Source organism: Pseudomonas sp. CAN1, from assembly GCF_030462585.1.
Taxonomy (GTDB): Bacteria; Pseudomonadota; Gammaproteobacteria; order Pseudomonadales; family Pseudomonadaceae; genus Pseudomonas.
On sequence record NZ_JASMRU010000047.1, the window covers coordinates 24,183 to 32,626 of the forward strand.

5 protein-coding genes are annotated in these 8,444 nt (G+C 67.2%); all 5 read right to left on the reverse strand.

The features are described from left to right. Positions 1-148 precede the first annotated feature (148 nt). Positions 149-2,158, reverse strand: coding sequence for a Fe(3+)-hydroxamate ABC transporter permease FhuB (gene fhuB, locus QO207_RS29320; RefSeq protein ID WP_301535757.1), 2,010 nt, complete (start codon positions 2,156-2,158; stop codon positions 149-151). After that, a complete protein-coding gene (locus tag QO207_RS29325) occupies positions 2,151-3,056 on the reverse strand; it encodes an ABC transporter substrate-binding protein (RefSeq protein ID WP_301535758.1) in 906 nt (301 codons plus the stop codon). Before QO207_RS29325 ends, fhuB begins: the two co-directional genes overlap by 8 nt. A 146-nt stretch (positions 3,057-3,202) precedes the next feature. Next, entirely contained in the window at positions 3,203-5,599 is a 2,397-nt protein-coding gene (locus QO207_RS29330; protein WP_301535759.1) for a TonB-dependent siderophore receptor, read from the reverse strand. 170 nt (positions 5,600-5,769) lie between these two features. Continuing rightward, positions 5,770-7,458, reverse strand: a complete 1,689-nt coding sequence (locus QO207_RS29335) for a cyclic peptide export ABC transporter (protein WP_301535760.1) — start codon at positions 7,456-7,458, stop codon at positions 5,770-5,772. A 373-nt stretch (positions 7,459-7,831) separates the two neighbouring features. Then, the coding region (locus QO207_RS29340; RefSeq protein WP_301535761.1) for a FecR family protein at positions 7,832-8,444 on the reverse strand (613 nt) is incomplete at its 5' end.

Sequence of the window (8,444 nt, forward strand, 5' to 3'; positions counted from 1 at the left end):
ACCTGGCGGACACCTCGGCAGGCGCTACGCGCCCTACGGTGAGGTGTGCCGGCGTTGGGCTGTTCGCGAGCAAGCTCGCTCCTACGAAGAGCGCTCGGTGCCTATCTGTAGGAGCGAGCTTGCTCGCGAACCGCACTCTGCCGAGCGATCAGCCGCGCCGCTCGCGGTGCATCAGCCAGAGGAAGTACGGGCAGCCGATGAATGCCGCCAGCAAGCCTGCCGACACCGGCCACGGGTAGGCGATGTTGCGCCCCAGCCAGTCGGCCACCACCATGATCAACGCGCCGGCCACGGCGCTGAGCAGGAGTTGCGGCGCGGCGCGGCGCACGCCGAGGTGGCGGGCAATGTGCGGGCCGATCAGGCCGACGAAGCTCAGCGGGCCGACGATGATGGTTGCGGTGGCGGTGAGCACGGCGGCGGTGAGCAGGATCGCCAGGTGGCTCAGGCGCAGCCGCAGCCCCAGCGCGGTCGCCGTGCCGTTGCCGAGTGTCAGCAAGTCCAGTGGGCGAGCCAGCAGCAGACTCACACCGATCATCAGCGCACCGATCACCAGCCCGGTGCTCGCCGACAGCACGTCCACCTGATAGGTCGAACCGGTCATCCAGCTCATCATCGCGGTCATGCGCGGGTCACCGCTGGCCAGCAGCAGGGTGCTCAGCGAGTGCAACAGGGTGGTCAGGCACACGCCGGTGAGCAGCAGGCGCTCGGCGTTGAAGGTCTTGCGCCAGGCGAACCACAGCAGCAGGCCGAGGGTGAGCAAAGCGCCGATGCTGGCCGCCGGCACCATATAGGCCTGCGGTTGCGGCATCACCAGGAACAGCACCAGCACGGCAATCGCCGCACCGGAGGTGGCGCCGAGCACTTCCGGGCTGGCCATGGGGTTGCCGGTCAGGCGCTGCACCAGCAGGCCGGCGACCGCAAGCATGGCGCCGGCGGCCAGTGAGCCGAGCACGCGCGGCAGGCGCCATTGGGCGATGGCGTCGCTGAGGCCGGCATCACCCCAGTGCCAGCCATTGGCGTCCACCGCAAAATAAATCGCCGGCAGGGTCAGCAGGCCGAGCAGGATTGCTGCGCCGATGATCAGCCGCCAAGGATGCTCGCGCTGCGGCTTTGCCGGTGCCGGACGCGGGATGATGCCGCCGCTGCGCTGGCGGCTGAGTAGCCACAGCAGCAGCGGCACGCTGAAGATGCCGGTGAGGATGCCGGCGGGAATCTCCCCGGCGAAGCGCGACAGCTCGCGGGCGATCTGGTCCACCACGCAGAGCAGCGCGGCGCCCAGCAGCGGTGCCCAGATCAGCCGCTGCTTGAGCGTGCGCGCACCACAGAGGCGGGCGATGGCCGGGGCGGCGAGGCCGACGAAGGCGAGCATGCCCACCGCACTGGTGACGAAGGCGCTCAGCGCCACAGCGACGGCAAGGCCCAGCACGCGGGTACGGCGCAGGTTCACGCCCACTGCCGCCGCGCCTTCGTCTTCCAGCCCGAGGGCTGCCAGCGGGCGCACCATCAGCAGCGCGATGACCATGGCCACTGCCAGCCGCGGTGCGAGATAAAGCACGCCGTCCCAGCCGCTCTGGTTCAGCGAGCCGGCCTGCCAGAGCAGCAGGTCGATCAGGTAGTCGTGGTTGAACAGCACCAGCAGGGCGTTGAGCGACACGCAGTAGAGGCTGATGACCATGCCGGCGAGGATGAAGCGCAGCGGCGACAGGGTGCGGCCCCAGGCGAACGCGAACAGCAGGCCGGTGGCCAGCGCGGCGCCGGTCAGGGTGACGGCTTCCAGGCCGTGCACCAGCAGGGTCGGGGCGAAGATGGTGGCGGCCGACAGGGCGAGGTTGGCGCCGGCCGAGACGCCGAGGGTCACCGGCTCCGCCAGCGGGTTACGGAGGATCTGCTGGAACAGCGTGCCGGCCAGGGCCAGCGCGGCGCCGGCCATCAGGCTGACCGCCAGGCGCGGGAAGAAGCTGAAGTGCAGCAGCACCTGGCGCACGTCATCCAGGTCCGGCGCCCACAGCGCCTGCCACCACAGCTCGCGGGGCAGGGCGCCCTGCAGGCCGTGGAATACCAGCAGTGCGGCGAGGATCGCCAGCACCAGGGTACAGATCGCCGGGCCAAGGCCCAGGCTGCGGCGCGGAGCGGCCAGGCCGAGGGTCGATTCAGACATGGGCGACCTCCGTGGCGCTGTCCAGGTAGGCCGCGATGCGTTCGGCGAGGTCGAGCACCGAGGCGGCGCCGGCGTAGGGGTAGAAGCGCTGCAGCGTCAGGGTGTGGCCCTGGCGCACGGCGGGCAGGTTGGCCCACAGGTCGTTGGGTTGGCGCAGGCTCTGCAGGCGCGCCGAGGTGGTGGGAATATCGACGTAGACCAGGTGCGCGTCCGGGCGTTCGGCCAGGCGCTCGATACTGACCATGGCCAGCCCGACCGGGCCCACCGGGCCTTGCCAGGCATTCTCGACGCCGAGGCGGTCGAGTACGTCCTGCACCATGCTGTTCTTGCCGTAGACCGCCGCGTGGCGGCCATCCTGGTTGAGCACCGCAACGCACACCGGCGGCAGCGCGCGACCCGCGAGCTTTGCGCGCAGCTCAGCGAGGCGCTGCTCGCCGGCGGCGATGTAGTCGGCCGCAACCTGTTCGACGCCCAGGCGCTGCGCCAGGTCGCGCATGAAGTCGGTAGTGGCGCGCCAGGCGCCGTCGGCGGCCGGGTAGATGGCCACGCGCTCGGTAGGCGCAATGCCTTTGAGGCGGCGCTCCAGGGTCGGGGTCATCGGATCGCTGAGGATCAGCTGCGGTTGCAGCTGCTGGATCAGTTCGAGGTTCGGTTCCCAGTACGGCCCCACGTCACGCACGCTTTCGGGCAGCGGCAGGGTCGGCATGCGCACCCGGTAGTAGCGGTCGTCGGAGATCGCCAGGGGCGGCACGCCCAGGGTCAGCAGCGTCTCGGCGGCAACCCAGTTGAGCGCGACGATCCGCGTCAGGCGTTCGCCGGCGAATACCTTCAGGCCAGTCGCGCAGGCCAGCCCGCCAATGGCGAGGCCCTGCAGCAGGTGGCGACGGGTGAGGGACATGGGACTTCTCCACTCGAAGAAAACAACAGGCCTCAGAAGCGGCCTGCCTTGGAAACAACCTGCCTCAGAAACAGCAAAGGGCCCCCTGCGAACAGGGAGCCCGGAAACAGCAGGTGGAGGCGACGCGAGCCGCCTCCACCGTTGGCTTACCAGCTGTACTTCACGCTGGTCATGACGGTGCGGCGCAGGCCCGGGTAGCAGGAGATCGGGCTGTCGCAGGTGGCTGCGTAGTCCTCGTCCAGCAGGTTCTGGGCGTTCAGCGAGAGGGTCACGTTCTTGTTCAGCGGGTAGCTCACACCGGCGTCGAACAGGGTGTAGTTGTCGACGTGGTAGGTGTTGGCGTTGTTGCCGTAGAGCGAGCCGGTGTAGCGCACGCCGCCGCCGATGGACAGGCCGTCGACCGCGCCTTCGTGGAAGGTGTAGTTCAGCCAGCCGTTGGCCATGTGCTCGGGCACGTTGGCCGGGCGGTTGCCTTCGTTGGCGTCGTTGCTCTTGGTGATCTTGGCCTTGGTGTAGGTGTAGGAGGCCAGCAGGTCCCAGTTCTGATCCAGCTTGGCCTTCAGCTCGGCCTCGATGCCGCGCGAACGCTGCTCGCCAGTGGGCTCGTTGAAGCCGGTGGGCACGCCATTGGCGCTGAGCTGCGGGGTGAGGATGTTTTCCTTGGTCAGCTCGTAAGCGGCCAGGGTGATCAGCAGCGTCTCGTCCGGCTGGAACTTCACGCCGGCTTCGTACTGGTGCGCTTCGCTGGACTTGAACGCGCCGCCGTCCGGGCCCATGCCGGAGTTGGGCACGAAGGACTCGGAGTAGCTGATGTAGGGCGCCAGGCCGAACTCGGTCAGGTAGGTCAGGCCGACGCGACCGGTGAAGGCGTTGTCCTTCTGCATGCTGTGGGCGCCGGTGTGGCTGTCCAGGTCGTTGCGCACGTAGTCGTAGCGGCCGCCGGCGGTGAGGATCCAGTGGTCGTCGAACTTGACCTGGTCCTGCAGGTAGGCGCCGACCTGCTCGATGTTCTGGTTGTAGTCGATGGCCTGGCCGGGGAGGGTGGTGTCCTTGTTCGGACGCTGCACGCTCTGCCCGTAAACCGGGTTATCCAGGTTCAGCGACGGGCCGAGGGTGCGCCAGCGCGCAATGTCGGCGTCCTGCCAGCTGTAGTCGACGCCCATCAGCAGGGTGTGCTTGATCGAGCCGGTGTCGAAGTTGGCCTGCAACTGGTTGTCCAGGTTGAAGGTGTCCATGTGCTGGTCGAAACGGTCCGCGGTGCGGATGATGTTGCGCCCGACCTGGGCCTGCGGCAGCAGGTTGGCGAAGATCAGGTCGACCTGGCCGTAACGGGCATTCTGGCGGAACTCCCAGACGTCATCGAAGCGATGGCGAAATTCGTAGCCGAGGGTGTACTGGTCCTGGCTGAAGTGGTTGTAGCTGTGATCGCCCAGCAGGGTGCCGGTGGTATGGCCGTTGACGCTGTAGTCGAAGATCGAGCCGGAGTTGCGGTCACGCAGGAAATCGGTGAGCACGGTCAGGCTGGTGTCTTCGTCCGGCGCCCAGGTGAAGGACGGGGCGATGTAGTAGCGATCGTCCTCGACCTCGTGGCCGTCGTCGTACTCGGCCTGGGTGTTGGCGTCACGGGCCAGGCCCACCACGCGGTAGAGGAACTGGTTCTGATCGTCCAGCGCGCCACCGAGGTCGAACTGGCCCTGCTTGCGGTCGTGGTTGCCGCCGGTCAGCTGGACTTCGTTGATGTGGTTGGCGGTGGGCTTCTTGCTCACGCGGTTGACGATGCCGCCGGCGTCACCCAGGCCGAACAGGCTCGAAGACGGGCCACGGACCACGTCGACACGCTCGAAGGCGTAGGGCTCGCTGCGAAAGAAGGCATAGCTGTTGTTCTGCTGACGCAGGCCGTTGAGGTAGTCGCTGGTGGCCTGGGCGTTGAAGCCGCGGATGTACAGCCAGTCGAAGCCTTTAGGGTCGAGGCCGTAGGCTTCCACCTTGACGCCGGGCACGTAGCGCAGCGCCTCGGTCACGGTCTGGGCGCCCTGGGCGTCCATCTGCTTGCGGGTGATCACCGAGATCGACTGGGGGATTTCCAGCAGCGGGGTGTCGGTCTTGCTGCCGCTGGTGGAGGTGCGCGGCACGTAGCTGTCTTCACCTTCGATGGTGCCGGTGACGACCTGGGCGGACATGTTCAGGGTGTCGCCGCTGGCGGAGTCGGCGCCCAGCAGGGTCACGCGGCTGCCCTCGACCTGGTACTTGATGCCGGTGCCCTGCAGCAGGCGCTCCAGCGCCTGGGTGGGCTCCATCTCGCCGCGCACGCCGGGGGCGCGCAGGCTCTGCACCTGGGTCTGGTTGAAGACGATCTGCAGGTTCGACTGCGCGCCCAGGCTGGTGAGGGCGGAGGCCAGGGACTGCGCCGGGATGTCGATGCGGACCGGGGCGGCGTAGGCGGCGGACGCCGCCAGGACCATCCCCAGGGCGGTGGCGCGAACCAGGCGGGCCAGGGGTTTCACCTGATGCTGGGTGTGCTGCGCGTAGCGGGTGCGACTCACTGTGTTAGCTCCTTTAACCTTGAAGGCATGATCTTGTAATGCAAGTTCTAATAAGAATGATTCAGCTTTATGTGACGCGCCGGCTGGAAAAAACCGGAAGAATCCGTTCGATCTTTTTTGTTGCTGAGTAACGAGCCGTTGAATGGGCGGCCTTTCGGGCCGCCGGGTCGTCAGTGCATCGCCAGGCCGGAACCGCCCCGCGGCGCCGTGGCGCGGTGGTCCTCGATCTCGACGATCTGCCCGGCGCTCATGCGCAGCAGGCGGTCGGCGACGTCGAAATAGCGGTCGTCGTGGGAGATCACGATCAGCGTCTTGCCCTGGGCGCGCAGCTCGGGCAGCAGCTCGGTGTAGAAGATCCGGCGGAATTCCGGGTCCTGGTCCGCGGCCCACTCGTCGAACACCAGCACCGGGCGCTTCTCCAGCCAGGCCTGCACCAGCGCCAGGCGCTTGCGCTGGCCGGTCGAGAGGTCGGTGGTGGAGAACTCCTGGCCCTCAAGGCTGACCTTGTGGGCAATCTCCAGGCGCTCCAGGTAGCGGCCGGCTTCGGCCGGGATGTCCTGGCTGCCCTTGAGCAGGTCTTCGAAGAGGAAGTAGTCGGCGAAGATGGTGGTGAACAGCTGGCGGTAATCGTCGCGGCTGGCGTCGGTCACCGGCGCGCCGTTGAGCAGCAGCTCGCCGCCGCGCGGGGCATAGAGGCCGAGCAGCAGCTTGATCAGGGTCGTCTTGCCGCAGCCGTTCTCGCCGGCGATGAAAAGGATTTCGCCATGACTGATCTTGAGGTTCAGCGGGCCGACACCGAAGCCGCGAGAGCCGTCATCGGTGGGGTAGTGGTAGGCCAGGTCGCGTAGCTCGATGGACTGGAAGTCCAGGGGCTTGCGACCGTCATCGGCCAGCAGCAGGTTCGGCTCCGGCGAGGAGAAACGCACCGACAGCTCGGCGATGCGGCGGAACGCGACCTGGGCGCGGGTCACCACCGGCAGCTGGCCGATCAGGCCTTCCAGCGGGCCCTTCATATACAGCAGCACCAGGATGAAGCCGGACAGCGTCGCCTGGTCGGTGCTCGGCCACAGCGACTGGTAGGCCAGCGCCACGCCGATGACGATGAAGAACAGCGTGGAACCGAAACCCTTGGCGACGTTGAACAGGTTGATCGAGCGCAGCTGGATGTCGCAGATCTCGTCGGCGGTGCCCTGCAGGCGTTCGCTGTAGTGCTGGAAACGGCGCGGGCGGCTGATGCGCAGCTCTTTCGCGCCTTCGGCGATGGCGCGGTAGTGCTTCTGCAGCTCGTCTTCCTTGTCCCGCGCCTCGAAGAAGCCCTTGATGCCCTTGGCCCGTGCGACGTACTGCACGGCGCTGCCGATGATGATGGCCACGGCGGTGGCGAGGAACATCGGCGGCGACAGCCAGGCCAGGTAACCCAGGCAGCCGAGCGTGGTGGTCAGGGCCACCGCCAGGGGCGCGAAGGCGAAGGCGAAGTCGCTGATGGTGTCGATGTCGTGGGTCAGCACCGGGATCAGCCGGTGACTGCGGTAGCGCTCGATCTGCTCGATGGGCGCGGAGATGATCTTGCTGCCGAGGTCCTTGCGCAGCCGCGCAATCACATGCTGGCCGACGTAGTTGGTGCCCATGTCGGAAATGATCGAACCGATCAGGGCGAGGGCGCAAAGGCCGGCAAAGCCCAGCAGCAGCCCGGCGGGCATGCCGCCCTGCGAGTGCAGGCTGTAGTTGATGGTGGCGAGCAGCGCGGTGATCGCCGTGCCGCCAAGAATCCCCAGCAGGGTGGCGGCGGTCAGCGGCAGCCAGTGCGGCCGCAGCAGCTTGAGCATCTCGCGAAAGGCGCTTGGAGCGGGTGATTGCATCGTCTTTTCCTGGACCCGGCCTGCCAGGGGGCAGGCCGCACAACGGGGCGAGACGGCGCGCGAATCAGGAAATCATCGGCAAATCCGAATCGTTCCTATCAAGACGAATGAGCGTGGGGAAAACTGAAGAGAATTTGCGAAAGTCTCGCAAATAGCAGCGGGTCAGGGGCGGGCGGCGGTCATCGAGGTTTGCCGGTGACCGCCAATTCCGGCGCATAGGATTTCGCGAGCAAGGACTAGGCGTCCCCCTTGGTCCTACGAAGAGCGCTCCGCAGCTGGGCGGGGCTGTAGGAGCGAGCTTGCTCGCGAACGGGCGTACCACCGAGCTCAAACGTAGGGCGAATAACCCGGAACGGGTTATCCGCCGATCCGGTCAGAGCGGAACGTACCGACTGGCCAGCACGGTGCGGCCCTGGTTGTCCTTGTTCAGCTCTACCGGCAGCACCTTGGGCAGCGAATCCACCAGCGCCTGCAGGTCGTCGGTGCGGTAGATTCCGCCGATGCGCATGGCGGCGGCAGTGGCGTCGCCGACGAACACCGGCTGCTTGAGGTAGCGGTTGATCAGCGGGATGGCGGCTTGCAGCGTGAGGTCGTCGATCACCAGCTTGCCCTCGGTCCAGGCGATGGCGCCGGCCGGTGCCACCTGGGCCAGCTCGATGCGTTCGCTGCCCTGGCTGTAGCGCGCCTGCATGCCCGGGGTGAGCTGGGCACTGTTGCCGTCGACGCTGTCCGGCGGGCTGACCACCACCGAGCCTTCGAGCAGGGTGACCAGCATCTGGCGCTGGTCGGTCCAGACGTTGAAGCGTGTGCCGGTCACCCGCACGCTGCCGTTGTCGGTCCACACCGAGAACGGCTGCAGGGTGTCGTGGGTGACCTGGAAGTAGGCTTCGCCGCCGGTCTTCAGCCAGGCGCTGCGGCGGTCGCGGAAGTCGGCGAAGACCAGTTGCGAGTGGCTGGTCAGCTCGACTTGCGAGCCATCGGCCAGC